A 25,515-nucleotide genomic window follows, 5' to 3' on the forward strand; every position below is an offset into this window, starting at 1 on the left:
TTCGAACGGAGATTCGCCGCCGCATAGCAAAACAACCTGAGTTCCCCGTAATCACACGCATTGTTCCCGGTCCCTGGATATTTTTGATGCTCTGGCGTCATCCGAATTGCCAATCCCTTCGCGAGCCTCGCTGGTTGCCCGGCAGCCTCACCGTGGTATCGTCGATGCCAATCGGCCATTGAGACCGAAATGTGGGAGGGACCATGCGGAGCGTGCAAGCGCTGGCCGTCGCGGTGTTGTCTGTGCTGACCATCAGCGGCGCTTCACTCGCAGCCGAACGGAAATCCGGCGGCATCTTCAGGATTTATCACCGCGACAGTCCCGGCAGTGCCTCGATCCACGAAGGCGCGACCTATTCGCTGAACGTGCCGTTCATGCCGATCTTCAACAATCTCGTCAATTTCGACCAGCACATCGCCCAGAACAGCGCCAGCACGATCCGGCCCGAGCTTGCGGAGAGCTGGGCCTGGAGCGGCGACAACAAGACGCTGACCTTCAAGCTGCGCAAGGACGTGAAATGGCACGACGGCAAGCCGTTCACCGCGGCCGACGTCAAATGCACATTCGACATGCTGATGGGCAAGTCGCAGCAAAAATTCCGGCAGAATCCGCGGAAATCCTGGTACGACCAGGTCGACGAGGTCACCACCAACGGTGACCTCGAGGCGTCGTTCAAGCTGAAGCGGCCGCAGCCCGCGCTATTGTCGCTGCTCGCCTCGGGCTATACGCCGATCTATCCCTGCCACGTGTCGCCAGGCGACATGCGCACCAAGCCTGTCGGCACCGGGCCGTTCAAGTTCGTCGAGTTCAAAGCCAACGAATCGATCAAGCTCACCAAGAACCCCGATTACTTCAAGAAGGGCCTGCCCTATCTCGACGGTATCGAGTTCACCATCATCACCAACCGCTCGACGGCGATCCTCGGTTTCGTCTCGGGCAAGTTCGACATGACGTTCCCGACCGAGGTCTCGATCCCCCTGCTCAAGGACGTCAAGTCGCAGGCGCCCAATGCCGTCTGCGTGGTGGAACCGAACAACGTCTCCACCAACATCATCATCAATTCGAGCGGACCGCCATTCGACAACATCGACATCCGTCGCGCGCTGGCGCTGGCGCTCGACCGCAAGGCGTTCATCCAGATCATGTTCGAGGGCCAAGGCGATATCGGCGGCACCATGGAGCCGGCGCCGGACGGCCTGTGGGCAATGCCCAAGGACATGCTTGAATCGATCCCCGGCTACGGTCCCGACATCGAGAAGAACCGCGAGGAAGCCCGCAAGCTGATGCAGAAGGCGGGTTACGGCCCGGACAAGCACCTGCAGATCAAGGTGTCGACCCGCAACATCGCGGTCTACCGCGATCCTGCGATCATCCTGATCGACCAGATCAAGAGCATCTATATCGACGCCGAGCTCGACGTCGTCGACACCGCGCAATGGTTTCCGAAGATCGCGCGCAAGGACTATTCGCTCGGCCTCAACCTCACCGGCAATGCCGTCGACGAGCCCGACCAGTCCTTCTACGAGAACTATGCCTGCGGATCGGAACGGAACTACACCAATTATTGCAACAAGGACATCGAGAAGCTGTTCGACCAGCAGTCGGAAGAGACCAACCTCGACAAGCGCAAGAAGCTGGTCTGGGAGATCGACAAGAGGCTGCAGGAAGACGTCGCGCGTCCGATCATCTTCCATGCCCGCACCGGCACCTGCTGGCAACCCTACGTGAAGAATGTCACGATCATGTCCAACAGCTCCTATAACGGCTATCGTTACGAAGACGTCTGGCTGGATAAGTAGCGCGAAGCACTGGCAGCGTTTTCGAGCGAAGTGGATACCGGTTCGCGTCAAGAAAACGCGTCAAAAGAAGATTCGAGATCAAGGAGAGAGCCAGGGTGTTTGCCTATATCGTGCGGCGGCTGTTCCTGATGCTCGTGACCCTGTTCGGGATCTCGGTCATCATCTTCGTGCTGCTGCGGGTCGTTCCGGGCAACATCGTCGACATCCTGTTCGACGCCGCGGGCTTCGTCGATCCCGCCGACAAGGCCAATCTCGAGCGCGAGCTCGGCCTGAGCCAACCGATCGTGATCCAGTACCTGCACTGGATCGGCGGCCTGCTGCGGGGCGACCTCGGCTACTCCTACGTCTCGGAGAAGCCGGCGCTGGAGGAAATCCTGCCCCGGATTCCGATCACCGCGCGGCTTGCGGGCCTGGCGCTGCTGTTCTCGGCCTCAATCGGCATCCCGCTCGGCGTCATCAGCGCCGTGCACCAGGGTTCAAAGCTCGACTACGCGCTGCGCGTGGTCAGCCTCAGCGGCCTGTCGCTGCCGTCGTTCTGGCTCGGCCTGCTGGTCCTGATGGCCTCGGTCTCGCTGTTCGGCACGATGCCGATCTTCAACCCCAACCCGAAAACCTGGACCGAGGCACTCGCGATCTATGCCGTGCCGGCGATGGCAGTCGCCTTCCGCAGCGCGGCACTGACCATGCGCATCACCCGCTCCTCGATGCTGGAAATCCTGCGCCAGGACTATATCCGCACCGCGCGCGCCAAGGGCGCCTCCGAGGCCTCCGTGAACTATCACCATGCGCTGAAGAACGCAGTGCTGCCGGTCATCACCGTGATCGGCATCGAGGCCGCGTTCCTGATCGGCGGCCTGATCGTGACGGAAACCGTGTTCAACATCCCCGGTATCGCCCGCTTCCTGGTCGAGGCGCTGCGCTGGCGCGACTACCCGATCGTGCAGAACCTCGTGATGTTCATCGCGGTGGTTGTGGTTGTCGTGAATTTCATTGTCGACATGCTCTATGCGGCGATCGACCCGCGCATCCGGTTTGGGGACTAGCATGATCCGGAAAAGTGGGAACCGGTTTTCCGATAAGATCATGCTCAAATAGAGAGCCCGATGGCGACGATCAATTTCGAAAGTGAACTGCGACGCGCCGGGGCCAACGCCACCGGCGGCTGGGGGCGGGTTGCCTTCCTCGCGCAGCGCCACGTGCTTGGCACCATCGGCCTGATCATCATGCTGCTGTTCGTGCTGACCGCGATCTTTGCCAATGTCATCAGCCGCTACGATCCGCTCAGCGTCGATTCCGCGCACCGGTTGGCCGCCCCCTCCATGCTGCACTGGTTCGGCACCGATTCCTTCGGCCGCGACGTCTGGAGCCGCATCGTCCATGGCGCGCGGATCTCGCTCGCGGTCGGCATCGGCTCCACGACCCTGGGCGCCACGCTTGGCGTGATCGTGGGTCTCACCTCCGGCTATCTTTCCGGCTGGGTCGATCTCGTGTTCCAGCGGGTGACCGACATCCTGCAATCGCTGCCGCTGCTGGTGCTCGCGCTTGTCATGACCGCGGCGCTCGGCCCCTCGCTGCCGAACGTGATCCTCGCGATCGCGATTCCCCTGATCCCGACGGTTGCCCGCGTGATCCGTGCCAACACGCTGGCGCTGCGCGAGCAGCCGTTCGTCGAGGCCGCCAAATCGATCGGCATGAGCGAGACGCGGATCGCGCTGCGCCATGTGCTGCCGAACACCATCGCGCCGCTGATCGTGCTCGCCACCGCGCAGCTCGGCTCGACCATCCTGACCGAGGCGTCGCTGTCGTTTCTCGGCCTCGGCATTCCCGAGCCTTATCCCTCCTGGGGTCGCATGCTGTCGGAATCCGCCGCCGAATATGTCCGCACCGCGCCGTGGCTCGTGATATTCCCCGGCATTGCCATCAGCCTCGCGGTGTTCGGCACCAATCTGTTCGGCGACGCGCTGCGCGACATCCTCGATCCGAGGCAGCGCGGCTGATGAGCGAGGCTGTGACGCTCGATACGGTTCTCGACGTGAAGAACCTGCAGACGGTGTTCTTCACCAATTCCGGCCTGTTCCGCGCGGTCGACGACGTCTCGTTCTCGGTCGGCCGCGGCGAGACACTCGCGATCGTCGGCGAATCCGGCTGCGGCAAGAGCGTCAGTGCGCTCTCGATCATGCGCCTGGTCCCCGATCCGCCCGGCCGCATCGTCGGCGGCTCGGTCACGCTCGAGGGCACTGATCTCCTGAAGCTCGACGATGCCGCGATGCGCGACATCAGGGGCAACCGCATCTCGATGATCTTCCAGGAGCCGATGACCTCGCTCAATCCGGTGATGCGGATCGGCGACCAGATCATCGAGGCGGTGCGTCTGCATCAGAAGGTGAGCAGCAAGGAGGCCTGGAAACAGGCCGTCGACATGCTGCGGCTGGTGCGCATTCCGGAGCCGGAGCGCCGCGCGCAAGAATATCCGCATCAGCTGTCTGGCGGCATGCGCCAGCGCGCCATGATCGCGATGGCGTTGGCGTGCCGGCCGGCGCTCTTGATCGCGGACGAGCCGACCACGGCGCTCGACGTCACCATCCAGGCGCAGATTCTCGCGCTGATCGTCGATCTGCAGAAGCGGCTCGGCACCGGGCTGATCCTGATCACCCATGACCTCGGCGTTGTCGCGCAGACCGCGCAGCGCGTGATCGTGATGTATGCCGGCAAGAAGGTCGAGGAGGCGACCGTCGAGGCGCTATTCGAGACGCCGCTGCATCCCTACACGCGCGGCCTGATGGCCTCGATGCCCGCGGTGATCGCGCTCGGCGCGAAGACCGATGCGCGACTGACCGAAATTCCCGGCATGGTGCCGTCGCTGACCAATCTGCCGCCCGGCTGCGCCTTCGCGCCGCGCTGCAAGCTCGCGATCGACCGCTGCCGTCAGGAGTATCCGCCGCTCGATGAAATCAAGAGCAAGCACTGGGCGGCATGCTGGCGCGCCGGCGAGATGGCGGAGGCGTCATGACCGAGCAGCGCCCGCTCCTCGAGGTCACCGATCTCGTCAAGCACTACGCGGTGCGCGGCGGCGTGCTGCGCCGCCAGGTCGGCACCGTGCATGCGGTCGACGGCGTCAGCTTTTCGCTTGGCGCGGGCGAGACGCTTGGACTGGTCGGCGAATCCGGCTGCGGCAAGTCGACGGTGGCGCGCACCGTGCTGCGGCTGGTCGAACCGACCAGCGGCGCGATCAAGCTCGATGGCGAAGACATCGCGCTGCTCAGCAAGAGTGCGCTGCGGCCATATCGCCGCTCGATGCAGATCGTGTTCCAGGACCCGTTCGCCTCGCTCAACCCGCGCATGACGGCCGGCGACATTGTCGGCGAGCCGCTGATTGTGCATGGTTTGGCAACCGGCGCGAAGAAGCAGGAACGCGTCGCGGAATTGTTCCAGCAGGTCGGCCTGCGGCCCGACCAGATGAAGAATTTTCCGCATCAATTCTCCGGCGGGCAGCGCCAGCGCATCTGCATCGCACGCGCGCTGTCGCTCGGGCCGCGGCTGATCGTCTGCGATGAGCCGGTTTCCGCGCTCGACGTCTCGATCCAGGCGCAGGTGATCAACCTCTTGATCGACCTGCAGCGCCAGCAGAACTTCTCCTACCTCTTCATCGCGCACGACCTCGCGGTCGTCGCCCATATCAGCCACCGCGTCGCGGTGATGTATCTCGGTCGCATCGTCGAGATCGCGGACAAGCACGAGTTGTTCGCCAATCCGCGCCATCCCTACACCCAAGCGCTGCTCGCCTCGGTGCCGATCGCCGACCCCAAGGCCAAGCGGCTCGCACCGATGATCGACGGCGACGTGCCGAGCCCGATCAACCCGCCCTCAGGCTGCGCCTTCCACACCCGCTGCCGCTACGCGATGGATCGCTGCAAGACGGAGCGCCCGGTGCTGCAAACGGCGGGCACGGGTCATCAGGTCGCCTGCTGGCTGAATGACGGGACCGGGCGGATTGATCAGTAACTCAGTGTCGTCCCGGCGCAGGCCGGGACCCATAACCACAAATGCTAGTTGCTGCAACGAGCTGCGGCCCCAGCGCGCTTTAACAATCAGCATCGGTGGTTATGGGTCCCGGGTCGCGCTCCGCTTGCCCGGGACGACGGACGGTTATGCGGCCGCCTCGATCTCCACCACGATCTTCCCTGTCGTCACCTGCTCGCCCTCGGCGACATCGATCGACGACACCGTGCCGGCGACGCCGGCGGTGTGGACGTGCTCCATCTTCATCGCCTCCAGCGTCATCACCGGCTGGCCGGCCGCGACCTTGTCGCCGGCCTTCACCAGCACCGCGACGACCCGGCCGTTCATGGCGGCGCGGACCTTGCCATCGCCGCCGGCAGCCGACGCACTCTCCGGCGGGGCGAGCGTGAGATCGCGGGCCGATAGCGTGACGCCACGGTGGAGGATGTGGAGTCGATCGCCGTCGCGCAGGAACTTGGCCTGCTCCATCAAGCCATCGTGGTGGAAGCGGATGCTGTCCTGATCGAGCTCGTCGATCTCGAAGCTGAAGCGATCACCGTTGCGGATCGCGACGTAGCTGCCGTCGCGCTCGCGAAAAATCTCGATCTCCTGCGCGCCGTGGCCGAGATCGATCCGCAGGCCGAGCGGGAACGTCGCCGACAGCGACCGGCCACGCTGCCAAGGTGGTGCGTGCGGATTGGTGACGTAGAGCAACAGCGCCGCGAGCGCGAGGTCGCTGCTCCGATCCGGCCGCGGCGCCAGCAACGCATCGCGGTTGTTGCCGATGAAGGCCGTGGTCGCCTCGCCCTTGGCAAAGACCGGATGACGCAGGCAGTCGATCAGGAAACCCTGATTGGTGGTGACGCCGAAGGCCGTGACCTGTTCCAGGGCGCAGATCAGCTTGCCGCGCGCCTCGTCCCGGGTTGCGCCATGGCTGATGACCTTGGCGATCATCGAATCATAGAACGGCGGAATCTCCGAGCCTGATTGCAGCGCGTGCTCGACGCGGATGCCATCGGGCATCTGCCACCGCGCCATCGTGCCGGATTGCGGCATGAAGTCGTGCCCGGCGTCTTCCGAGCACAGCCGCACCTCGATGGCGTGACCCGAGAACGAGATGTCCTCCTGCTTGAGGCCAAGCGGCTCACCGCCGGCGACGCGGAGCTGCAGCTCGACCAGATCGAGCCCGGTGATCGCCTCGGTGACCGGATGCTCGACCTGAAGCCGCGTGTTCATCTCCATGAAGTAGAAATTGCCGGCGCGATCGAGCAGGAATTCCAGCGTACCGGCGCCCTCATAGCCGATCGCCTTGACCGCTTGGACTGCGACCGCGCCCATCCGCGCGCGCAATTCCGGCGTCACCGCTGGCGACGGCGCCTCCTCGATCAGCTTCTGGTGCCGCCGCTGCACCGAGCAATCGCGCTCGCCGAGATGGATGGCGTTGCCATAGCGGTCGCCGAACACCTGGATCTCGATGTGGCGGGGATCGACGATGGCGCGCTCGAGGATCACGGTGGGATCGCCGAACGCGCCCTGCGCCTCCGACCGCGCGCTGCGCAGCGCGTCCGGAAATGCCGAGGCATCCGAGACCAGCCGCATGCCGCGGCCGCCGCCACCGGCGACCGCCTTGATCATCACGGGAAAACCAATCGCCTTGGCCTCCGCCAGCATCACGGCATCGCCCTGGTCGGCGCCCTGATAGCCGGGCACGCAGGGCACGCCGGCCTTTTGCATGATCTCCTTGGCGCCGGCCTTGTTTCCCATCGCACGGATCGCTTCCGGCGACGGGCCGATGAACAGCAGCTCGGCATCGCGGCAGGCTTGCGCGAAATCCTCGTTCTCGGCGAGGAAGCCGTAGCCGGGATGCACCGCGCCCGCGCCGCTCGCTTTCGCTGCTGCGATGATCGCGTCGCTCTTCAGATAGGATTGCGCCGGCAGCGCCTCGCCGATCCGTACCGCTTGGTCGGCTTCGCGCACATGCAGCGCGTCGCGATCGGCATCCGAATAGACCGCGACCACGCCATAGCCGAGCCGCCGCGCTGATCGCATAATGCGCAGCGCGATCTCGCCGCGGTTGGCGATCAGGATCTTGAAGAACGGCGTCCGCTTCACGATTGCCCCGCTCATGGCCGCGCCACCGAGAACTGCATGCGCTGCGGCGTGCGCACCTCCGCCTCGCGGCAGATCGCCAGCACCTCAGCGAGCACGCTGCGGGTGTCGCGCGGATCGATCACGCCGTCATCGAGCACGCGGGCGCTGGTCGAAAACACGTCCATCTGGCCGTCGAACACGCCGGTGATCTGCGCCTTCATCGCCTCCAGCTTCTCCTTCTCGATCGGCTTGCCGCGCCTGATGGCAGCGGCTTCGGTCACGATCGCCATGGTTTCGGCGGCCTGCTCGCCGCCCATCACGGCGGTCTTGGCGTTGGGCCAGGAGAAGCAGAAGCGCGGATGGAAGCCGCGGCCGCACATGCCGTAATTGCCGGCGCCGAACGAGGCGCCGCAATACAGCGTGATCTGCGGCACCGTCGCCGACGTCACCGCCTGGATCATCTTGGAGCCGTGCTTGATCATGCCGGCCTCTTCATAGGCCTTGCCCACCATGTAGCCGGTGGTGTTGTTCATGTAGAGGATCGGCGTGCGCGACTGGCAGCAGGCCTGGATGAAGTGCGTCGCCTTGTTGGCGCCGGGCACATCGAGCGGGCCGTTGTTGGTGATGATGCCGATCGCCTGCCCTTCGATCCGGGCGTGGCCGCACACGGTCGCCGGGCCGTAATTGGCGCCGAATTCGGTGAAATCGGAATCGTCGATGAAGCGGGCGATCGCCTGGCGCATGTCGACGGGACGCTTATGGTCCATCGGCATGATGCCGAGCAGCTCCTCGGTGTCATAGCGCGGCGGCTTGAACGCAGCCGGTTCCTGCCCATGCCGGTCCCAGGGCAGCTTGGCCATGATGTCGCGCGCGATGCGGAGCGCATCACGGTCGTCCTCGGCGAGATAATCGCCGAGGCCGGAGATCGAGGTGTGCATCTCGGCGCCGCCGAGTTCCTCCTCGGTCGCGACCTCGCCGGTGGCGGCCTTGAGCAAGGGCGGCCCGGCAAGGAACGCGCGGGTGCGGCCGCGCACCATCACGATGTAGTCGGAGAGGCCCGTCTGGTACGCGCCGCCCGCGGTCGAGGAGCCATGGGTGACGGTGACGACAGGAAGCCCCGCCGCCGACAGCCGCGCGAGATTGCGGAAGATGTTGCCGCCGCGGACGAAATCCTCGACCCGATAGCGCAGCAGATTGGCGCCGGCGCTCTCGACGAGCTGCACATAGGGCAGCTTGTTCTCCAGCGCGAGCTCCTGCACCCGCAACGTCTTGTCGAGGCCGTAGGGCTGCAGCGCGCCGGCGTCGATACCGGCATCATTGGCGCTGACCATGCAGCGGATGCCGGAGACGAAGCCGATGCCGGCGACCAGTCCGCCGCCGGGCACGCTCTTGTCGGCGTCGGCCACGTCGAACATGTAGCCGGCGAGCGTCGACAGTTCGAGGAAGGGCGAGCCGGGATCGAGCACCAGCGCGACGCGCTCGCGCGGCAACAGCTGGCCGCGCTTGTGGAAGCGGTCCTTGGCCGCGGCGGAGGCCGCGCGGGTCCGCTCCTCCAGCCCGCGCATCCGGGCGATCAGCGCCAGCATGCCGTTGCGATTGCCCTGGAAGCCGGCGCTGCCGGTGGAGATGGTGTTCTCGATGATGGCCATCAAACTTGCTCCGTCATTCCGGGGCGATGCGAACGCATCGAACCCGGAATCTCGAGGTCGTTACGCGAGATTCCCCGATGCGCAGTGCGCATCTGTGGTTCGCGCTGCGCGCGCCCCGGAATGACGAGGGTGGGGATAGCCATCATCATGCACTCTTTCCGTCGAAATGCCCGCTGTATTGCTGCCGTAGCTCGACCTTGCGCAGCTTGCCGGTCGCTGTCATCGGCATCTCCTCGAGGATACGCACCAGCTTCGGCACCTGGAAGCCGCCGAGATGCTTTCTGCAATGCGCTTCGATACCGGCCTCGTCAGCCACCGCGCCGGGCTTCAGCTTGACGAAGGCGGAGACCGCCTCGCCCCATTGCGGATGCGGCGGGCCGACCACGGCGGCGTTCTGCACGGCGGGGTGCGCCAGCAACGTCTCCTCGATCTTGACGGAGGCGACGTTCTCACCGCCCGACTTGATCATGTCCTTCTTGCGGTCGAGGAACAGCACCTCGCCATTGCCGTCGATCAGGGCGAGGTCACCGGTATGGTGCCAGCCGAACTTGCGGGCCTCCTCGGTCGACTTCGGGTCCTTGTAATAGCCCATCATCACGTTGGGCCCGCGATGCACCAGCTCGCCGATCTCGCCGCGCGGCAGAAGGTTGCCGTTGTCGTCCATGATCGCGGTCTCGTTGACAACAAGCGACTCGCCCCAGTAATTGCCGAAGCGGTCGAGCTGCACCTCGGGCCGCGACATCGTCGTTGCCGGATACATCTCGGTCTGGCCGCTGGACAGCACGAAGTTCGGGCACATGTCCGCCATCGCGCGCTCGAGCAGCGGCTTGCCCATCGGCGCCATGGTGTAGATGCAGCAGCGCAAGCCCGACAGGTCGTATTCGCGCCGGCGCGGGTGATCGAGGATCGCCTGGTACATCAGCGACAGGCCGACGAATACGGTGAGCCGGTCGCGAACGATCGCCTCCATGCAGACGACCGGATCGAAGCCGCGCATCAGCGCCATGCGGCCGCCGACCGAGAGGTAGCTGAGCAGCAGCACATGGCCGGCGCAGTGGAACAGCGGAAACTGCCCGGTGATCCCGTCGTCGCGCGAGAGCTGCATCTCGATGCAGTTGCTCATCACGGCCATGACCACGGCGAGGTGGCAATGCATCGCGCCCTTCGGCCGCGAGGTCGTGCCCGACGTGTAGATGATCATCGCGAGATCGCGGTCGTTGATCTCGATCTCGGGCTCGATGTCGGATTGCCCCTCCACGAGATCGTTGAAGCTTTGCAGTCCGGTCCTGCCGGCATTGCCGGTCAGGTCGATCGCGATCATCTCCATGCCGCGCGCTTCCAGCGCGGCGCGCCGGTCAGCCTGGGCATGGAGATTGTCATCGATGATGGCAAAGCGCACCTCGGCATTGCCGAGGATGTAGTCCATGTCAGACGGCCCGAGCATGGTGTTGATCGGCACCCAGACCAGGCCGGCGCGGTGGATGCCGAACAGCGCTTTGACGAACTCGACGGAATTGTTGCAGATCGTCGAGATCTTCTCACCCGGCTTCAGCCCGCGCTGTACCAGATGATTGGCAAAGCGATTGGCGTCGCGCTCGAGCTCGGTGAAGGTGACTTGCCTGCCGCCGTCGGTCAGCGCGACGCGATCCGGAAACCGCCGCGCCGCGCGCTTCAGCAGGTCGCCGATCGCGACCCGCCCGATGCGGCCCGGCCCCGTGACGCCGCCGGTTGCTAAGAGGTTGTCCATGTGTTTCCTCCGCCCAGCCGTCATTCCGGGATGGTCCGAAGGACCAGACCCGGAATCTCGAGATTCCGGGTTCACGCTTCGCGTGCCCCGGAATGACAGGACCTAATGCCTGACCCCAAAGATCTGCCGCGCTTCCGCCGGGCTCGCGATCTCGCGGCCGGCACGACGCGCACAGGCGGCAAGCCCCTCGACGAGCTGCCCGTTCGAGGTCACCTTGGTGCCGTCGCCGAGATAGAACGTATCCTCCAGCCCGCTGCGCAGATGGCCGCCGAGATCGGCGGCGCGCTGGTGCAGCGGCCAGATCTCGCCGCGGCCGATCGCGGTGACCTGCCAATGCGCGTCCGGCACCTTCAGCTTCAAGAGGATCGGCAACAGCTCCGGATCGGCCGGCATGCCCGAGGCGACACCCATGACGAAATTGTATTCGAGCGGGCCGGAATACATGCCGGTCTGCCGGTACATGCCGACGCAGCGCACGATGCCGCCATCGAAGCATTCGAATTCGGGGATGGTGCCGGCGACCTTCATCACGTCGAGATAGTCCTGCACCTTCTCGACCGCGTTATCGAACATCATCGGCGGCCAGGCCCAGGTGTTGTCGGCCTTGACCTTCAGATAGTTCAGCGAGCCGGCGTTGCAGGCGGCGATCTCGGGTTTGGTCTCGCGCACGCAGTCGAGCGCGCCCTGGTAGTTCGGGCCCGAGGTCCCCGTGGTGTGATTGATGATCACGCCCGGGCAGGCCTCGCGGATCGCCTGCTGGATGTCCTTGCTGACACTGACCTCCCATGACGGCAAGTGACCCTTGTTCGGCTCCTGCTGGCGCAGATGGATGTGCATGATGCTGGCGCCGGCGTTGAACGCGGCCCTGGCCTCGTGCGCCATCTGTTCCGGCGTCACCGGGACGTTGTGCTGCTTCGGGTCGGTAAGCACGCCATTCAGCGCGCAGGTGATGACGGCCTTGTCGCTCATGGCGTCTCGCTTGTCCGGGTTGCAGCGCACATGCGCCGTTGGTTTTCCCATGATGAGAAATTTGCCGGCGCGCCATCTTGCGTTGACTGGCTAAGTCGATGTGTCCACGCCGGAATCCGTCGCCAGCCGGTTAACACAAGACGCAGAGCCGGCGTGACGCATAGGCTCTGCTTGCCAAGCAGAAGCGGCACAACAAGCCGGCATCACGGGGAGAACGTCATGGTCTCGATCAACCGGCGCACATGGCTCACCGGCGCAGCAGGCGCTGGCCTTGCCGCAGTCGCGGGCCTGCGGCCTTCGCTCGCCGAAGACACGCCCGGCGTCACCGCGACCGAGATCAGGATCGGCAGCACCACCTCGCTCAGCGGCCCGGTGTCCGCGCTCGGCGTGCAGGCGCGCTGCCAGGAAGCCTATTTCAAGATGCTCAACGAGCAGGGCGGCATCGCCGGCCGGCAGATCAAGTACATCTATTACGACGACGCGTTCAATCCGGCGAAGACGGTCGAGCAGGTGCGCCGCCTGATCGAAAGCGACAATGTCGCCTTCCTGTTCAATATGCTCGGCACCGCGCCGAACTCGTCCGTCGTCAAATACATCAACGCCGCAAAAGTCCCGCATCTGTTCCTGTCGGTGAACGGCGACAAATGGGGCGACTACAAGAGCTATCCCTGGACCATGGACTTTGCGCCGAGCGCACGGACCGAGGCGCAGGTGTTCGTCAAATACGCGCTGAGCCAGAACAAGGACGCGAAGTTCGCGGTGCTCTACCAGAACGACGATCTCGGCAAAGATTTCGTCGCCGGCGCCAAGGATGTGCTGGGCGAGCGGTTCGCTGCTGCAGCCGTGGTGGCCTCGCACGAGGTCACCGATCCCACGATCGATTCCCAGATCGTTACCCTGCGCGGCGCCAATCCCGATGTGCTGATCTCGGGCACCACGGCAAAATTCTGCGCGCAGTCGATCCGCAAGATCTACGAGCTCGGCTGGAAGCCGATGCATTTCATCGCCAGCGGCGCCGCCTCGATCTCTTCGACCATTGCGCCGGTTGGTCTCGACAAGTCGCAGGGCACGATCTCGTCGGCCTATGTGAAGGACGTCGCCGATCCGGCCTGGGCCAAGGATCCCGGCGTGAAGACTTTCCTCGCCTTCATGGAAAAATACTTCTCCGACGGCAATCCGAAGGAAGGCTACAATCTCTACGCCTACACGGTGGCGCAGGTGTTGAAGATCGTGCTCGAGCAATGCAAGGGCAATTTCACCCGCGACAACATCATGGCGCAGGCGAACAACTTGAAAGACATCGAGGTCCCGACGCTGTTGCCCGGCATCCGCGTCAACACCAGTCCGACCAATCATCACCCGCTGCAGCAGCTACAGCTGCAACGGATCGAAGGGCCCGGCTGGCTGCGGTTCGGCGAGGTGATCCAGGGCGCGAATCTCTAGCCGTCGTCCCGAGCAAGCCAACGGGTCGGCGCAAAGCGCCGCCCGATGACAGGCTCCGCGCGACCCGGGACCGATAACCACGAACAGTGGTTATTTGAGTCCGCTGGAGCCCCAGCCAGCTCAACTATTGAGATTTGTGGTTATAGGTCCCGGCGCCCGTGCGCAATTGCGCACTAGGCCGGGACGACAGTCTACGTCAGTGCGCGTTCGCTCGCCGCCTGCCCGGTGCGGTAGATCGCGAGATCGCGCGAGCCGGAGAAGATCGCGCGCGGCTTCAGGCCATAGAAGCGGCGGATCGAGTGGCTGAAATGGGTGCTATCGGGATAGCCGATGTCCTGCGCCAGATGCGCGAGGTTGATGTCCTGGTTGGCGAAGTGCAGCAGATGCCGCGCACGCTTCCAGGCGCGGAAGGAGCGGAACGAGATCCCGGTCTCCTCCTTGAACAGATGCAGGAAACGCGAGGGCGATAGACCGGCGTCGGTGGCACAGCCCGCCGCGGTCACCGGCTCGCCGGAGAATTGCCCGATGCGGCTGATGGCGCGCACCACGCGCGGATCGAGCGCCCGCTGCGGCAGCGCGTCGCCGAAGCACATCGTGTCGAACTCGGCATTCGCAATCGCGTCGCGATGCTGCATCTCGGCGAGTGTCGCATAGGCGTCGCGGATGCGACCCGCGAACAGATGCGAGTCCGATCCTTGCAGGCGGCGGGCGACCGCCTCCAGCGTGCCGTCCGGCACGCTTTCCGGCTCGATCGCAACGCAGATCGCCGAGCGATATTCGCTGGTGATGGTGTGGCGCAGGTTCGGCATCGTCACGGCGAGTTCGCCATGGGACTCGCGGCCTTCGCTGGTCGACAGATGCAACCCGTCGCGGATCGCGACATAGACATGGAATGCGCCGGGACAGCGTTCGCGCGGGCGGCCGAGCAGCCCGGCATAGAACACCCGTTCCGGCGTGATCAGCATCCGGTGGCCGGATTGCTCGCCCTTTGCGTCCACGATCGCGTCCATGGCGGTCCCTCCTCGCGCGGCTCTTTGGGCCGCTGCGGCGGGAGCTACCATAGCGCAATTTCGCAACCTGTCACCGACGCTGAACGTCGTCATTCCGGGGCGATGCGACGCATTGCCCTGGAACGACGGGGAAGTTACGGCCGCGCGCGCGGCGCAACGTTCTGTTCCTGCCCGGCTTTTTGCTCCGCCGCCACCGCGCGCTTGTAGCCGTCACGCTGCTGCAGCCGCGCCCAATAGGCCGCGACATTCGGCCCGAAATCCTTGGCAAGGCCGATATTGCCGGCGAGCCGGAGCGCATAGCCGTTGGCGATGTCGGCGGCGGTGAAGCGTTCCGCGCAGAGGAATTCGGATTTCGCGGCGGCGGCCTCGACCGCGCGCAGGCGGCCGAGGAACCATTTTGCATAATCGCCCGAGACCTGCGGGTTGCGCCGCTCCTCCGGCTCGAGCTGGCTGTAGCGGAGCACCAGCGTCTGCCGAAAGGTCAGCGTCGCGTCGGAGAAATACATCCAGTTCAGGAAGGCGCCATAGGCCGGCTCGTCGGGACCTACGATCAGCGGCGTCGGGCCGTATTTGGTGCCGAGGTAATGGCAGATGCCGGACGACTCCGTCATCCGGGTCTCGCCGTCGATCATGAACGGGATGGTGCCGAGCGGATTGATGCCGAGATATTCCTTGGCGAACACGCGCGGCGGGAACGGCAGCATCTTCAGCTCATAGGGAAGCCCGAGCTCCTCCAGCATCCACAGCGGACGGAACGAGCGCGCGGCGTCGCAGTGATACAGCGTGATCATCAGGCGTTTCCCTTTTGCTTGAGGCCCGGCAGCGTGCCCATCATCTTGCACAGTACCATGAGCATCACCTCGTCGGCGCCGCCGCCGATCGAGGTCAGGCGGCTGTCGCGATAGGCGCGGCTCACCGGCGTCTCGTTGGTGAAACCCATGCCGCCCCAATATTGCAGGCAGGCGTCGGTGAGCTCGCGGCCGAGCCGGCCGGCCTTCAGTTTCGCCATGGTCGCGAGCCGGGTGACGTCCTCGCCGGCGACCAGCGCCTCGCCGGCGCGGTAGATCAGCGAGCGCAGCAGCTCGATCTCGGTCTGCATCTCCGCGAGCTTGAAGTGCACCACCTGGTTGTCGAGGATCGAGCCGCCGAACGCCTTGCGGTTGCGGGTGTAGTCGATGGTCTCGTTGATGATGTACTCATGCGCCTTCAGGCAGGCCGCCGCGCCCCACAGCCGCTCCTCCTGGAACTGGATCATCTGGTAAGTGAAGCCCTGCCCCTCCTCGCCGATCCGGTTGCGCTTCGGCACCCGGACATTGTCGAAGAAGATCTGCGCGGTATCGGACGAGCGCATGCCCAGCTTGTCGAGTTTTCGCGCGACCTGCACGCCCCTGGTCTTCATCGGCACGCAGATCAGCGACTTGTTGCGATGGACCGGACCGTCGCTGGTGTTGGCGAGCAGGCAGATCCAATCGGCCTGGGTGCCGTTGGTGATCCACATCTTGCCGCCATTGATGACGTAATCGTCGCCGTCGGAGCGGGCACTGGTCTTGATCGAGGCGACGTCCGAGCCCGCACCGGGCTCGGAGACGCCGATGCAGGCGACCTGGTCGCCCGCAATCGCAGGCGCGAGAAATTCGCGCCGCACCTCGTCGGAGCCGAACCGCGCCAGCGCCGGCGTCGCCATGTCGGTCTGCACCCCGATCGCCATCGGCACGCCGCCGCAGGTGATGGCGCCCAACTCTTCGGCCATCATCAGCGCGTAGGAGTAATCCAGCCCCTGGCCGCCGAATTCGACCGGCTTGTTGAGGCCGAGGAACCCGAGATTGCCGAGCTTCTTGAACAGCTCATGCGCCGGGAAGATATCGGCCTTCTCCCATGCGTCGACATGCGGATTGATCTCGGCCGCGATGAATCTCTGCAAAGCCCGGCGCGGTTCGTCATGGTCGGCGGTGAAGAGCATTTTTGCTTCCTGTCATTCCGGGGCGACCGCGCAGCGGGCGAACCCGGAATCTCGATCCATTCAATCTCTGGGTTCCGGGTTCGCGCTGCGCGCGCCCCGGAACGACGGCATGTCACTCACAACCCCATCTGCCGGCTCGCGAGATCCTTCATGATTTCCTCCGTCCCGCCGCCGATGGCGTTGACCTTGACCTCGCGGTAGATGCGCTCGACCTTGACGCCGCGCATGAAGCCGGCGCCGCCGAAGATTTGCACCGCCTCGGAAGCGCAATGCGCCATGGTCTGCGTCGCCTGGTTCTTCATCATGCAGATCTCGGCGACCGGGCTTTCGCCCTGGCCAAGCCGCCACGCCAGCATCTCCAGCATCGCCTGCGAGGCCGCGACCTTCTGCGCCATGTCGACGATCTTGTGCCTGATCACCTGATGCTGGGCGATCGGCTTGCCGAAGGTCTTGCGCTCCTTGGCCTAGGCGATCGCCTCGTCGAGGCAGACCCGCGCATAGGCGGTGCAGCTCGCCGCCATGCCCATGCGCTCGCTGTTGAAGTTCTGCATGATGATCTTGAAGCCCTGCCCTTCCTCGCCGATCAGGTTCTCGACCGGCACGCGGCATTCGTCGAAATGAAGTGTCGCGGTGTCCGACGCCCACCAGCCCATCTTCTTCAGCCTGGTGCGGGAGAGGCCCGACGTATTGCCCTCGATCAAGAGCAGGCTGACGCCGCCCGGGCCCTCGCCGCCGGTGCGCACCGCGACCGTCAGATAGTCGGCGCGCATCCCCGAGGTGATGAAGGTCTTCTCGCCGCTGACGACATAATGGTCGCCGTCGCGCCGCGCCTTGGTGCGCAAATTGGCGACATCCGAGCCGCCGCTCGGCTCGGTGATCGCGAGCGCGGAGATCTTCTTGCCGGCGAGCACCTCCGGCAGCACCCGCGCCTTCACCTCGGGCCGGGCGCCGCGGGCGATCGGCGGCGAGCCGATGGTGTGGCTCATCAGGCTTGAACTAACGCCGCCGGCGCCGGCCCGCGCCAGCTCCTGCGAGGCCACGATCCGCATGAACTGGTCGGCGGCGATCCCGCCATATTCTTCCGGGAAGCCGAGGCCGAGCAGCCCGATCTCGGAGGCCTTGGCATAGAGCTCGCGCGGAAACTCGCCCTCCTCGTCCCATTGATGGGCATAAGGCTCGATCTCCCTGGCAACAAAGCGCCGCATCACCTCGCGAAAGGCCTCATGCTCGCTGGTGTAGAACGGGTTCGCCATCCGCCTTGCTCCGTTGATTCCCGCCTCCGACGATGTCCGGATTTCTCCCTGTTCACTTGCGTCGAGTGGCTGCCCGCCGGACCGGCTTTCCATCCCGGCACAAGCCAGCCAGTAAACGCAAGACAGTATCCCGATACGCCCCCTCCACTGCCAATTCATGGCATTAATCGAGCCAGGAACAGGCGGCGCAAGACTGCCGTTCCGGAGGAGGGAAATTTGCCGGTTCGTTACTACGACTGGATCGCGCATCATCGCCGGCGTACGCCGGACAAGATGGCGCTTGTCGATCTCGCAAGCAATCGCCGCTTCAGCTATGCGGAGCTCGACGCCCGCGTGTCGCGGCTCGCGGGCTATCTGCGCGACGAGCTCAAGGTCGCCGGCGGCGACCGCGTCGCGGTGCTGGCGCTGAACACGACGGATGCGCTGGAGGTGCAGTTCGCCTGCTTCCGGATCGGCGCGATCTTCCTGCCGCTCAACACCCGCCTCACCGTTCCCGAGCTGCGCTACATCACCGGCGACGCCTCGCCGAAGGTGACGATCCATGATGACGATCTCGCCGAGACCGCGCTTGAGGTCGCCAAACTCTGCAATGTCGCCTCCACCGTGCGGCTCGGCCTCGGCGGCGCCTACGAGGCCGGCATTGCGGCGGCGAGGCCGCTCGAGCGGTTCGAGGAGGTCATGCTCGATGACATCTCGACCATCATGTACACCTCGGGCACCACGGGCCAGCCCAAGGGCGCGATCATCACGCATGGGATGACGTTCTGGAATTGCGTCAATCTCGGCGGCCCCGCCTATATCTCGCCGGCCTCGGTGCTGCTGACGGTGCTGCCTCTGTTCCACACCGGCGGGCTGAATTGCTACACCAACCCGGTGCTGCATGCCGGCGGCACCGTGCTGATCATGCGCGCCTTCGATCCCGGCGAGGCACTGAAGCTGATCTCTGATCCCTCGCAGGGCATCAACGTGTTCTTCGGCGTGCCCGCGATCTACCAGTTCATGGCGCAGCATCCGGCCTTCGCGTCAGCGGATTTCAGCCGCCTCGTCATTGGCGGTGTCGGCGGCGCGCCGATGCCGGTGCCGCTGCTCAAGACCTGGGAGGCGCGCGGCGTCGCGCTGCAGCAGGGCTACGGCATGACCGAGACCTCGCCGGCGGTGATGGTGCTCGATCGCGAGGATGCCGCGCGCAAGGCCGGCTCGTCCGGCAAGCCGGTGCTGCATACGGAAGTGAGAATCGTGCGGCCCGACGGCAGCGATGCCGCAGTCGGCGAGCTCGGCGAACTCTGGGTCAAGGGCCCGAACATCACGCCGGGCTACTGGAACCGGCCGGACGCCAATGCCGCCTCCTTCACCGACGGCTGGCTGCACACCGGCGACGCCACGCGGATCGACGAGGAGGGCTTCTACTACATCGTCGACCGCTGGAAGGACATGTACATCTCCGGCGGCGAGAACGTCTATCCGGCCGAGGTCGAGAGCGTGCTGCACCAGTTGGCGGCCGTGGCCGAGGCCGCTGTCATCGGCATCCCGAACGAACAATGGAGCGAAGTCGGGATGGCCGTGATCGCGGTGAAACCAGGCCATTCGCTGACGCCGGCCGAAATCCACGCGCATTGCCAGGCCAATCTGGCGCGGTTCAAATGCCCGCGCCTGATCGAATTCATCGATGCCCTGCCGCGGAACGCGACAGGCAAAATTCATAAGCCGACGCTCCGGCAGCAATTCAGCCAGCCGAAGCCAACCGATACCGCGGCGTAATCGCAAAACGCGCGTCGCGCGTTTCGGATCTCGCCGCGACAACAATTACCCCATAGCCGTCTGCCGGGACCGGCTGCGGGTTCGTTGCGTTAAGTCCCCAATCAAAATCAATCGAGGAAATTGTCTTTATGAAAACAACAAAACTGTCGCTGCTGGCCGCCGCCGCGGCGCTCTGCCTGCTCTCCACCCAGGCCGCCTTTGCACAAAAGAAGTATGACACCGGCGCCTCCGACACCGAGATCAAGATCGGCAATGTCGAGGCCTATAGCGGTCCCGCCTCCGCCTACGGCGTCATCGGCAAGACCGAAGAAGCCTATTTCAAGATGATCAACGATCAGGGCGGCATCAACGGCCGCAAGATCAACTGGATCTCCTATGACGACGGCTACTCGCCGCCGAAGACGGTGGAGCAAATCCGCAAGCTGATCGAGAGCGACGAGGTGTTTCTGGTGTTCAACGCACTTGGCACGCCGACCCAGACCGCGGTGCAGAAGTATCACAACGCCAAGAAGGTGCCGCAGCTCTTCCTCGCCACCGGCGCCAGCAAGTGGAACGATCCGAAGGATTTCCCGTGGACGATGGGCTTCCAGCCGAGCTATCGCGTCGAGGCGCGGATCTTCGGCAAATACATCCTGAAAGCCAAGCCGGACGCCAAGGTCGCGATCTTCTATGCCAATGACGATTTCGGCAAGGACTACCTTGTCGGCCTCAAGGAGGTGCTCGACAAGTCGTCCGTCAAGATCGTCGCCGAGGAAAGCTACGAGACCACCGAGCCGTCGATCGATTCCCACATCGTCAAGCTGAAGGACACCGGCGCCGACGTGTTCGTCAACATCTCGACGCCGAAATTCGCCGCGCAGGCGATCAAGAAGATCGCCGAGCTCAACTGGAAGCCGATGCACGTGATGACCGACGTCTCGATCTCGATCGGCGCGGTGATGAAGCCCGCCGGGCTCGAAGCCTCGGAAGGCGTGCTGTCGGCCGGCTACCTCAAGGATGCATCCGATCCGCAGTGGAAAAACGATGAAGGCATGAAGAAGTTCATGGCCTTCGCCGAGAAGTACCTGCCGGGCGCCAATCTGTCCGACGCCAATCTGGTCTATGGCTACGCCGCGGCGCAGACCATGGCGCAGGTGCTGAAGCAGGCCGGCGACAATCTGACGCGCGAAAACGTGATGAAGCAGGCCGCCAGCCTGAAGGACTTCACGCCCGACACCCTGATCCCCGGCATCCGGATCAACACCAGCGCGACCGACTTCGCCCCGGTCGAGCAGCTCAAGATGATGCAGTTCAAGAACGGGCAATGGGAGCTGTTCGGCGATATCATCAGCGCGGAGACCGGCGGCTAGTTCAGTCCGTTCAACGAACTAACGGCACAGGATCGCGAAGCCGCCCTTTCGGCGGCTTCGTTGTTCTTGCGGAGTGATAGGCTGGATGAAATCCGGTAGGGCGATGCGCGCCCCTATCTCACCGTCACCCTGAGGAGCCGCGAAGCGGCGTCTCGAAGGGTCGACGGCCCGGCTGGTGGCCGTGCATCCTTCGAGGCTCGCAAGAGCTCGCACCTCAGGATGACGGGATTGGCATCCGTGGGTTGGTTAGTTGCGAGCATTAGTCGCCGGCGTGGTCGCGTCCGCGCGCCCGAGGCCGCGTGGCCTTGGTGCGACTATCCCGGCAAAAAGATCGCAAACGGCTCATCGATCGTCCGGCGCAGATGCTCGCGATAGACGGCAAAGTTCGTATCATCGGACGACACCCGCCCGACGCTCGGCTTGGGCACGTTCTTCACCGGCAGGAACGCGATCGGCGCGGCGACCGGCGTCAGCAGCGAGCCGCGGCCGGCGAGCAAGTCGTGATGATGCCGTACATCTCGCCGGAATTACGCGGACGCGAGACCGTGATCACGCGGTGCTGGCCGTGCCGGTTGGTCACGAGATAGACGAAGCCGGATTCGTTGGGCACCGCCACCTCGCCATACTGGGTGTAGTCGGTGTCCTGTCGCTCGCCCTCGCGAAAGCCGAGCGCTGATGCCGCCTCATCCCAGGCGATCTCGGTGCGGTAGGCGTAGAGCGCGCCCTTCTCGCCGAACGACGGACGCACCGTGATGTAGGTGCCCTCGATCCGCGCCACCGAGCGGCGGGAATAGGATCCGAGGCTGTCGGGCGCGATCCCGCCATTGGCAGGCGCGACCACGCTGATCGCCTCCGGCAGCCTGCGCAAGGACACGCCGAGCGCCTGCTCCAGCCGCACGGTGGTCGCCAGCGTGAACGGGCGGCGGCCGCCGAGCACCTTCTCCAGCGTCGAAAGGCTGAGCTTCGCCTGCTCGGCCAGCGTCTGCCGCGAGATGCGGCGGCGCGCGATTTCCTCGCGGATGGTCTCCGCGACCTGCTGGCTCTGCTCGGCGGAAAGCTGCTTGTCCGGCGTCGGCATCGTGATTCCTGCCCGATTCCCAATGAGTCTGGACAGTCTAGCAGACCGGACAATCCATCACAAAACCGCACAAACCCGCCTCGGCCGGCGGCGGGCCGCGCCGGACGGCGGCCAATCATTGCCGATCATTCTGCTCGCGCCAAAACCGCCGTTCTCCATGATCGCGAGGCAGCGAAAGCCTCGCTCGGGAGTGACGAAAATGACGATTTACGATGCATGTGAGAGCAGCCCGCAGATCCGCCTGTCGCGCCGGATGCGCATTGTGCTGTTCTTTCTGGTGGAAGGTGTGGCCGCGCTGGTGATCGGCTTTGCGGCGCTGCTTGTGAGTTTTGATCCGGTGTGGTCGGCCGAGCTGCCGCAACAGGCGGTGCTGCGGCCGGGCGACGCGCGATCCGGTTCGCTGCTGTTCAAGACCGACGACGGCTATGCCGATGCAACGCGGCTCGGCATCGATGTCCACCTCACGGTGTCTGGCCCGACAGTCCGCGCCCGCGTCACCCAGATCTTCCGCAACCCGACCAAGGACTGGGTCGAAGCAACCTATGTCTATCCGCTGCCGGCGGGCGGCGCGGTCGACACGCTGAAGATGGTGGTCGGCGACCGCATCGTGGTCGGCGACATCAAGGAGCGGCAGCAGGCCCGCGCGATCTACGAGCAGGCCAAACAGAATGGCCAGAAGGCCGCGCTCACCGAGCAGGAGCGGCCGAATATCTTCACCAATTCGGTCGCCAATATCGGCCCCGGCGAAACCGTGCTGGTGCAGATCGAATATCAGGAGCCGGTGCAGCAGAACGGCAACGAATTCTCGCTGCGGGTGCCGATGGTGGTCGGCCCGCGCTACAATCCGCGTCCGGTGGTGCAGAGCGTCGACCTCCGCGCCGACGGCAGCGGCTGGGGCGCCACCACGACCGATCCGGTGCCGGACCGCGATCGTATCGCGCGCGAGGTGCTCGATCCCGCCGAGAATGCGCCGGTCAATCCGACCAACATCACCGTGCACCTCAACGCCGGCTTCCCGCTCGGCGAGGTGAAGAGCCACTTCCACCAGGTCAAGATCGAGAACCCCGACAGCACAACGCGCATCGTCAAGCTCGCCGAGGGCCCGGTGCCGGCCGATCGCGATTTCGAGCTGACCTGGAAGCCGGCCGCCGAGAAGGCACCGGCGGTCGGGCTGTTCCGCGAGCATGTCGGCAATTCCGACTATCTGCTGGCCTTCGTCACCCCGCCCTCGGTCGAGCAGGCGCAACAAAAGGCGCTTCCGCGCGAAGTGATCTTCGTGATCGACAATTCCGGCTCGATGGGTGGCACCTCGATGATCCAGGCCAAGGCGAGCCTCATCTACGCACTCGGCCGCCTGCAGCCGAGCGATCGCTTCAACGTGATCCGCTTCGACGACACCATGGACGTGCTGTTCCCGACGCCGGTCGCCGCTAACAGCGCCAATATCGGCAACGCGACGTCGTTCGTCAGCGCGCTGCAGGCTCGCGGCGGCACCGAGATGGTGCCGGCGATGCGCGCCGCGCTGTCGGACACCAACCATGACGACGCCAACCACGTCCGCCAGGTCGTGTTCCTGACCGACGGCGCGATCGGCAACGAGCAGCAATTGTTCGAGACCATCAGCGCGCTGCGCGGCCGCTCGCGGGTGTTCATGGTCGGCATCGGCTCGGCGCCGAACACCTATCTGATGACGCGCGCCGCCGAACTCGGCCGCGGCACCTTCACCCATATCGGCTCGGTCGAGCAGGTCGACGAGCGCATGCGCGGCCTGTTCGCCAAGCTGGAGAATCCCGCGGTGACCAACCTCGCCGCGAAATTCTCCGACGCGACCGCCGACCTGACGCCGTCCGCACTCCCCGACGTCTATCGCGACGAGCCGCTGGTGCTGGCCGCGAAGCTCGACAAGCTCGCCGGCTCGGTTGAGATCAAGGGCCGCATCGGCGACCGTCCGTGGAGCGTGACGCTGCCGCTCGCCGGCGCCGCTGAAGGCAAGGGCCTCTCAAAACTGTGGGCGCGCCGCAAGATCGCGGATGCCGAGGTCGCGCGCACCACGCGCCAGGAGAGCCCGGAGAATGCCGACAAGACCATCCTTGCACTGGCGCTGGAGCATCAGCTCGTCACCCGGCTGACCAGCCTCGTCGCGATCGACAAGACGCCGAGCCGCCCCGAAGGCGAGCCGCTGAAACTCTCCGAGCTGCCGCTCAACCTGCCCGCCGGCTGGGATTTCGCAAAGGTGTTCGGCGAGCGTCCGCGCCTGCCGGCTGCGCCGACCGAACGCCGCGCCGAAGCAGGCGATGGCAAGGTGCAGTTCGCTGTGCTGAAGCGGTCACCGGTCGCGACGCAAGGTCCCGGCACGGTCCAGCTGCCAAAGACCGCAACCGATGCCGAGCTGAAGATGATCGCAGGCCTGATCCTACTCACGGTCAGCCTTCTCCTTCTGGTGTTCAACCGGCGTCAGACGTCGCCCCAATGACGTCGGATGAAAGGAGGAGGTGCCCCCCAACCTCCTCCTTCAAGAGCGCGCGCGGCCTTCCCACCCGTCCCCCAGGGGCCGCGCGCGCCAATTTTTACCCAGCCGTCATTGCGAGCGAAGCGAAGCAATCCATGTCACCATGCGGGGAAAGATGGATTGCTTCCGCCTTCGCCAAGGCTTCGGCGGACAAGTCGTCGCTTCAGCGCAAAATTGCTTTGCAATTTTGTCGCGACCTCCTCGCAATGACGAGGGATAGTGAGATGCGCCGCTTCCTTCTCCCGCTCGCCTTCGCCCTCATCGGCCTGATCCTGTTCGGCCAGGGCGCCTACATCCATGCCAAGGCGCTGCTCGCGCAGGTGCTGCTGGAGCGCGCCTTCGCGCAGAGCATCGCGACCGGCCAAGTGGTGAAGCCGTGGAGCTGGGCCGATACCTGGCCGGTGGCCCGGATCGAGGTGAAGCGCCTGCACGCCTCCGCGATCGCGCTCGCCGGCAGCAGCGGCCAGGCGCTGGCGTTCGGTCCCGGCCATGTCGAACAGACCGTCGATGCCGGCGAGCCGGGCATCGCGGTCTATTCCGCGCATCGCGACACCCATTTCCGCTTTCTGAGGGATGTCGCAATCGGCGACGAGATCGACGTGACGCGGAGCGACGGCAAGATTTTTCGCTATCGGGCCGACCGCAGCGCGGTGGTCCGCTTCGACCAATCCGGCATCGATCCGCTCACCGACCGCCATGAGCTGGTGCTGTCGACCTGCTGGCCGTTCGACGCGCTGACATCGGGCCCCGAGCGCTATCTGTTGCATGCGACCATGATTGGACCGGATTCGAGCCCGCTCGAATCGGGTTCCTGACAAGCATGAATTTTGCGTGTGCCGGGATATCGCGTGCGACGCCCTGACTTGCGTCAGCGTGAGTTGCTACCCCCTTCCATCAGCCA

17 protein-coding genes and 2 pseudogenes are annotated in these 25,515 nt (G+C 64.9%); 10 read left to right on the forward strand and 9 right to left on the reverse strand.

All coding sequences use genetic code 11. The features are described 5' to 3' along the window. The first annotated feature begins 203 nt into the window (after positions 1–203). The 5 genes from HAP54_RS10205 to HAP54_RS10225 all read left to right on the forward strand — a co-directional run bounded on the left by HAP54_RS10205 (position 204) and on the right by HAP54_RS10225 (position 5,801). Positions 204–1,799, forward strand: coding sequence for an ABC transporter substrate-binding protein (locus HAP54_RS10205; RefSeq protein ID WP_166299722.1), 1,596 nt, complete (start codon positions 204–206; stop codon positions 1,797–1,799). Positions 1,800–1,894: 95 nt separating this feature from the next. Then, on the forward strand, positions 1,895–2,842 hold the full coding sequence (locus HAP54_RS10210) for an ABC transporter permease (protein WP_166213444.1): 948 nt from the start codon (positions 1,895–1,897) through the stop codon (positions 2,840–2,842). A 60-nt stretch (positions 2,843–2,902) separates the two neighbouring features. After that, positions 2,903–3,796: an ABC transporter permease gene (locus HAP54_RS10215; protein ID WP_166299724.1), complete on the forward strand. Its 894-nt coding sequence runs from the start codon at positions 2,903–2,905 to the stop codon at positions 3,794–3,796. Then, positions 3,796–4,809: an ABC transporter ATP-binding protein gene (locus HAP54_RS10220; protein ID WP_166299726.1), complete on the forward strand. Its 1,014-nt coding sequence runs from the start codon at positions 3,796–3,798 to the stop codon at positions 4,807–4,809. The genes HAP54_RS10215 and HAP54_RS10220 overlap by 1 nt, the downstream gene beginning before the upstream one ends. After that, positions 4,806–5,801: an ABC transporter ATP-binding protein gene (locus HAP54_RS10225; protein WP_166299728.1), complete on the forward strand. Its 996-nt coding sequence runs from the start codon at positions 4,806–4,808 to the stop codon at positions 5,799–5,801. The genes HAP54_RS10220 and HAP54_RS10225 overlap by 4 nt, the downstream gene beginning before the upstream one ends. A 144-nt stretch (positions 5,802–5,945) precedes the next feature. Here the strand turns inward: HAP54_RS10225 and HAP54_RS10230 are convergent, their stop codons facing one another. The 4 genes from HAP54_RS10230 to HAP54_RS10245 form a co-directional block, all read right to left on the reverse strand. After that, the gene (locus tag HAP54_RS10230; protein ID WP_166299730.1) at positions 5,946–7,925 is read right to left on the reverse strand and encodes an acetyl/propionyl/methylcrotonyl-CoA carboxylase subunit alpha; all 1,980 of its coding nucleotides are present in this window, start codon (positions 7,923–7,925) and stop codon (positions 5,946–5,948) included. Beyond that, positions 7,922–9,538, reverse strand: a complete 1,617-nt coding sequence (locus tag HAP54_RS10235; RefSeq protein ID WP_166299732.1) for an acyl-CoA carboxylase subunit beta — start codon at positions 9,536–9,538, stop codon at positions 7,922–7,924. Before HAP54_RS10235 ends, HAP54_RS10230 begins: the two co-directional genes overlap by 4 nt. A 145-nt stretch (positions 9,539–9,683) precedes the next feature. After that, positions 9,684–11,285: an AMP-binding protein gene (locus tag HAP54_RS10240; protein ID WP_166299734.1), complete on the reverse strand. Its 1,602-nt coding sequence runs from the start codon at positions 11,283–11,285 to the stop codon at positions 9,684–9,686. A gap of 102 nt (positions 11,286–11,387) precedes the next feature. Continuing rightward, positions 11,388–12,254, reverse strand: a complete 867-nt coding sequence (locus HAP54_RS10245; RefSeq protein ID WP_166299737.1) for a 3-keto-5-aminohexanoate cleavage protein — start codon at positions 12,252–12,254, stop codon at positions 11,388–11,390. 219 nt (positions 12,255–12,473) lie between these two features. On the opposite strand from HAP54_RS10245, the gene HAP54_RS10250 reads away from it, so the two are divergent. Continuing rightward, on the forward strand, positions 12,474–13,697 hold the full coding sequence (locus HAP54_RS10250) for an ABC transporter substrate-binding protein (RefSeq protein ID WP_166299739.1): 1,224 nt from the start codon (positions 12,474–12,476) through the stop codon (positions 13,695–13,697). Between the two features lie 191 nt (positions 13,698–13,888). Here HAP54_RS10250 and HAP54_RS10255 read toward each other — a convergent pair whose 3' ends face one another. The 4 genes and pseudogenes from HAP54_RS10255 to HAP54_RS10270 all read right to left on the reverse strand — a co-directional run bounded on the left by HAP54_RS10255 (position 13,889) and on the right by HAP54_RS10270 (position 17,920). Further along, positions 13,889–14,707 carry a helix-turn-helix domain-containing protein gene (locus HAP54_RS10255; RefSeq protein ID WP_175619402.1) on the reverse strand — a complete coding sequence of 273 codons (819 nt, stop codon included), beginning with the start codon at positions 14,705–14,707 and terminating at the stop codon, positions 13,889–13,891. Between the two features lie 134 nt (positions 14,708–14,841). After that, on the reverse strand, positions 14,842–15,498 hold the full coding sequence (locus HAP54_RS10260) for a glutathione S-transferase family protein (protein ID WP_166299741.1): 657 nt from the start codon (positions 15,496–15,498) through the stop codon (positions 14,842–14,844). Continuing rightward, positions 15,498–16,667, reverse strand: coding sequence for an acyl-CoA dehydrogenase family protein (locus tag HAP54_RS10265; RefSeq protein WP_166299743.1), 1,170 nt, complete (start codon positions 16,665–16,667; stop codon positions 15,498–15,500). Before HAP54_RS10265 ends, HAP54_RS10260 begins: the two co-directional genes overlap by 1 nt. Before the next feature lie 116 nt (positions 16,668–16,783). Then, a pseudogene (locus HAP54_RS10270) lies at positions 16,784–17,920 on the reverse strand (acyl-CoA dehydrogenase family protein). A gap of 216 nt (positions 17,921–18,136) precedes the next feature. Between HAP54_RS10270 and HAP54_RS10275 the strand changes: the two are divergent. Further along, a complete protein-coding gene (locus tag HAP54_RS10275; RefSeq protein ID WP_166299745.1) occupies positions 18,137–19,678 on the forward strand; it encodes an acyl-CoA synthetase in 1,542 nt (513 codons plus the stop codon). A gap of 128 nt (positions 19,679–19,806) precedes the next feature. Next, complete coding sequence (locus HAP54_RS10280) at positions 19,807–21,027, forward strand: ABC transporter substrate-binding protein (RefSeq protein WP_166299747.1); 1,221 nt, start codon at positions 19,807–19,809, stop codon at positions 21,025–21,027. 314 nt (positions 21,028–21,341) lie between these two features. Here HAP54_RS10280 and HAP54_RS10285 read toward each other — a convergent pair. Further along, positions 21,342–22,105, reverse strand: a pseudogene (locus tag HAP54_RS10285) (helix-turn-helix domain-containing protein). Positions 22,106–22,358: 253 nt separating this feature from the next. Here HAP54_RS10285 and HAP54_RS10290 point away from each other — a divergent pair. Together HAP54_RS10290 and HAP54_RS10295 are read left to right on the forward strand one after the other, a co-directional pair. Continuing rightward, complete coding sequence (locus tag HAP54_RS10290) at positions 22,359–24,578, forward strand: marine proteobacterial sortase target protein (protein WP_414646216.1); 2,220 nt, start codon at positions 22,359–22,361, stop codon at positions 24,576–24,578. Positions 24,579–24,838: 260 nt separating this feature from the next. Further along, complete coding sequence (locus HAP54_RS10295) at positions 24,839–25,429, forward strand: class GN sortase (protein WP_166299751.1); 591 nt, start codon at positions 24,839–24,841, stop codon at positions 25,427–25,429. The last annotated feature ends 86 nt before the right edge of the window (positions 25,430–25,515 follow it).

It is taken from the genome of Bradyrhizobium sp. 2S1 (genome assembly GCF_011516625.5).
Lineage (GTDB): Bacteria > Pseudomonadota > Alphaproteobacteria > Rhizobiales > Xanthobacteraceae > Bradyrhizobium > Bradyrhizobium septentrionale.

Bases quoted from the DNA above. Each gene is read 5' to 3' on its own strand.
- HAP54_RS10205 (WP_166299722.1), top strand. From the start codon at position 204: ATGCGGAGCGTGCAAGCGCTGGCCGTCGCGGTGTTGTCTGTGCTGACC.
- HAP54_RS10215 (WP_166299724.1), top strand. From the start codon at position 2,903: ATGGCGACGATCAATTTCGAAAGTGAACTGCGACGCGCCGGGGCCAAC.
- HAP54_RS10220 (WP_166299726.1), top strand. From the start codon at position 3,796: ATGAGCGAGGCTGTGACGCTCGATACGGTTCTCGACGTGAAGAACCTG.
- HAP54_RS10225 (WP_166299728.1), top strand. From the start codon at position 4,806: ATGACCGAGCAGCGCCCGCTCCTCGAGGTCACCGATCTCGTCAAGCAC.
- HAP54_RS10230 (WP_166299730.1), bottom strand. From the start codon at position 7,925: ATGAGCGGGGCAATCGTGAAGCGGACGCCGTTCTTCAAGATCCTGATC.
- HAP54_RS10235 (WP_166299732.1), bottom strand. From the start codon at position 9,538: ATGGCCATCATCGAGAACACCATCTCCACCGGCAGCGCCGGCTTCCAG.
- HAP54_RS10240 (WP_166299734.1), bottom strand. From the start codon at position 11,285: ATGGACAACCTCTTAGCAACCGGCGGCGTCACGGGGCCGGGCCGCATC.
- HAP54_RS10245 (WP_166299737.1), bottom strand. From the start codon at position 12,254: ATGAGCGACAAGGCCGTCATCACCTGCGCGCTGAATGGCGTGCTTACC.
- HAP54_RS10250 (WP_166299739.1), top strand. From the start codon at position 12,474: ATGGTCTCGATCAACCGGCGCACATGGCTCACCGGCGCAGCAGGCGCT.
- HAP54_RS10255 (WP_175619402.1), bottom strand. From the start codon at position 14,707: ATGGACGCGATCGTGGACGCAAAGGGCGAGCAATCCGGCCACCGGATG.
- HAP54_RS10260 (WP_166299741.1), bottom strand. From the start codon at position 15,498: ATGATCACGCTGTATCACTGCGACGCCGCGCGCTCGTTCCGTCCGCTG.
- HAP54_RS10265 (WP_166299743.1), bottom strand. From the start codon at position 16,667: ATGCTCTTCACCGCCGACCATGACGAACCGCGCCGGGCTTTGCAGAGA.
- HAP54_RS10280 (WP_166299747.1), top strand. From the start codon at position 19,807: ATGAAAACAACAAAACTGTCGCTGCTGGCCGCCGCCGCGGCGCTCTGC.
- HAP54_RS10290 (WP_414646216.1), top strand. From the start codon at position 22,359: ATGCGCATTGTGCTGTTCTTTCTGGTGGAAGGTGTGGCCGCGCTGGTG.
- HAP54_RS10295 (WP_166299751.1), top strand. From the start codon at position 24,839: ATGCGCCGCTTCCTTCTCCCGCTCGCCTTCGCCCTCATCGGCCTGATC.